This is a genomic window from Nostoc sp. UIC 10890 (assembly GCF_054786515.1).
This window is the reverse complement of the sequence record NZ_JBSGKF010000124.1, coordinates 1-1849: the sequence shown is the minus strand read 5'-3', so window position 1 is coordinate 1849 and position 1849 is coordinate 1. Positions and strand designations below refer to the sequence as shown.

General features: G+C 36.6%; 2 protein-coding genes. Both read left to right on the top strand.

Annotation, left to right across the window (positions count from 1 at the left end; all coding sequences use genetic code 11):
- Positions 1-411 (top strand): Imm26 family immunity protein (locus tag ACWATR_RS39730; protein WP_460345803.1); only part of this gene is annotated, 411 nt, incomplete at its 5' end.
- Positions 412-1147: 736 nt separating this feature from the next.
- The gene (locus tag ACWATR_RS39725; protein ID WP_460345802.1) at positions 1148-1801 is read left to right on the top strand and encodes a hypothetical protein; all 654 of its coding nucleotides are present in this window, start codon (positions 1148-1150) and stop codon (positions 1799-1801) included.
- Positions 1802-1849 lie beyond the last annotated feature (48 nt).

The window sequence follows — 1849 nt, the reverse complement described above, 5'->3', positions numbered from 1 at the left end:
AAGCGACTTAAAGCAAAAGTGAAAGAAGGAGATATCATTGCCTTTCGTATTGCTCATGGTGAATATGGATTTGCAAGAATATTGTTGGATGTTTTTTCTGAAAAGAAAAAAGGTGACATCATCAGACCTGAACTTTATTGGGTTCACCCTCGCTCATTAATTGTAGCTCCATATGCTTTTTGCGCCGATACTTTACACATCAATATTGATAACCTAATAAAAAAGAAAACATTACCTTCTCTATGCATCTTTGACCTTGACGTTTATCGTGGGGAAATGCCAATAGTCGGACACAGACCTCTTAGTGAAACTGATAGACAAATTCCTTTTCCTAACAATAAAGCAACGTCTATCACTATTCCATATACGAAGACCGACATTGAAATATTTATTGCGACGGCAAAAAACTAAGCTGACGAAAGCCAGCAGGCAACAGCGGTTTGGCAAAAGCAGGGCAGACGAACATAGGCTAAACTATATATCTTTATTCAACATCGGTACAAGCTTAGGCTGAGTAACTCTAACTCCCTGCCTTCGCCAAGCCGGTAAACGTTAGCTGCCATACAGTACCCAAATTCGAAACTCCCTAAATGACAGACAAACAATACATAAAAATTGCAATTGGAATGACTGTCTTTATTTCAATAATTGCCTTTCTTTCAATATTGTTCCCCAAAGAATCATCAGGAGGAGAACAAAATTTTTTTACAACAATTGCATATTCAATATTTAGCTTAATCCTATCGCATATAATTCTTTTAATCTTTTACCTTATTAATAAACGATAAGTGTTATTGTAAAAAGATCTATCAAACAAATAAAGAGTTATTTACAAATTATTTTCTTTAGCAATTAGTTGACGAACATATCTATGGTTATATTGATGAATTGCTTGACTGTAAGAATAGTATACCAAATAGGAAACTGGCGTAATAAAGTAAATTTGGCTTTTACGAATTTTTGAACATAATAACCTGTTACCTACTTTTCAGAGCAAATCTTAATCATAATAATGGCTTATCAAAAACACTTTTGCCTTTTCGTAAAACGAGAAAGCCGTCATATTCTCTTGTACGGCAGCTAACAAGGGCTTTGGTAAAGTTGGGTTTGGGAATAAGCCTTCGGCTTTTGTATTTCTATTGAGCTTTTGTACTTTGGACGTATAATTACAAAAGATACCGCCAAGGCCAGGCAAGAGGAATTCTATTTCCCAACCTTCCCAAAGCCCCGGACGTTGGTGGCAATGCTTTTTGAACACCCTACTATGGCAAAATTCATTCTGACATTAATTGTTTCTTTTAGCTTGACACATACTTTTGGACAGCTTAAACCAAAAGGAATATTTATTGGACTTGTTCCAATCAAAAACTTTAGCGACCCAGCCAAGCCCCAATACAAATGGTATCATCTTTCCGAGTTGACATTTAAAGGCGGCAGCATTTACCTAGAACAATCACCAATCGCTATTCACAAGAACGACACAATATTTTCAGCATCAGACGGTGGCTTCTATTATTACGCATGGACAATTCAGTTTTTTAAAGGACAGACAGTTGCCGACTTGACATTAACTACTTGCGACTATTGCCCGAACCAATTCATTAAATTCATCCCACCGAAACTTGTAAGAGACGTGGACAGTTCCAAGGTAACTACGGTTGACACAACAACAACTTTCAAGGGACTGGACATGATAGAAAACACTTCAATTAAATATAAAACACTCTTTTTGGAAGCGACAAAAAGAAAGGACGTCGTACTTGTTGACGGAATTGTTTATAGGCGACAAAATAGAAAATAGCACATGCCACCAACAAAAGTATTTGCAAAAGCAGGGCTGGACATTGTA